Source organism: Psychrobacter sp. W2-37-MNA-CIBAN-0211, from assembly GCF_040309405.1.
Lineage (GTDB): Bacteria > Pseudomonadota > Gammaproteobacteria > Pseudomonadales > Moraxellaceae > Psychrobacter > Psychrobacter glaciei.
In genome coordinates this window covers 1-940 of sequence record NZ_JBEOOU010000037.1, presented here as the reverse complement: position 1 = coordinate 940, position 940 = coordinate 1, and the positions used below count along the sequence as shown (strand labels likewise).

Below are 940 nucleotides of genomic sequence, written 5' to 3'. Positions count from 1 at the left end.
TATTTGAGTGTCTTTGACCCTAAAAAGTCTTTAATAAACCGTAACTTACGATACTCATTTAGCCCATGATGACTGTGTAATTGTCGCTTAAGCTCACTGAATAACCCTTCGAGAGAATTAGTGGTATTTGGTAGGTCTAAATGCCCATATTCTTGATAAGTAAACAACCAATCGCTATTGGTCCTTAAGCTACGATAAGCACTTCTAAGACGCTTGTGGGTGTACCACGTTCTGCCGGTATCCTCATTGGTACTACGCTCATTAAGATAGGCTTCATGAGTCAAATACCAGTGATCTAAGCACTTTACAAACGCATCTTTATCAAGCTGTTTTATTTCTAAAGTAAGTCGTCTAAGCTCGATACTGGCACTGTTCTTAGGGCGACGTGTTAAATAGCGGGTCACTATTTGCACTTGATGAAACTGGCACATCTGGCAAGGGATGCGGGTGAATAACATCCTCAGTCCTCGTCTACCATCACAGGTGATGCTTTGTATATCAACGCCTAACGATACTAGATGATCAATTCCCTGCTTATAAGCACTATTGGTTTCATGACTGACTATCGCATAATTAAGAACGGTTCTAGTGGTGTTGTCCATAAAGACCATTAAACCAAACTTGCGACCAAAGTAAGTGGTGTCCATGATGATATTAGCAGTCTTAGGACGTTTAGCTGGATACTCAATACTGACTTTATCTAAGCGTCTTTGAATGGTTTTAAGGCTACAGTGATATTTATCCGCCAGTTGTTGGTAGGTCTGTTTTCCTTGCGTATATTCAGTCCAAAGCGTTCGGTTATTAAGTCTTTTGCCACCTAAAAACTGCCGCTTGCAAGCTAGACATTGATACTGCTGTTTGCCAAGCTTACGTCCATTCTTCTTGGTGTGTTTATCACTACAAAAAGGGCAGTTTTTTGATTCATGGCGTTGATTCCTTG

At 40.6% G+C, this 940-nt stretch carries 1 protein-coding gene; it reads right to left on the bottom strand.

Features of this window, described 5'->3' with window-relative positions:
- Positions 1–940, bottom strand: a 940-nt coding sequence (locus AAEY72_RS14155) for an IS256 family transposase, variant Zn-binding type (protein ID WP_352311135.1), incomplete at both ends; no start/stop codon positions are given.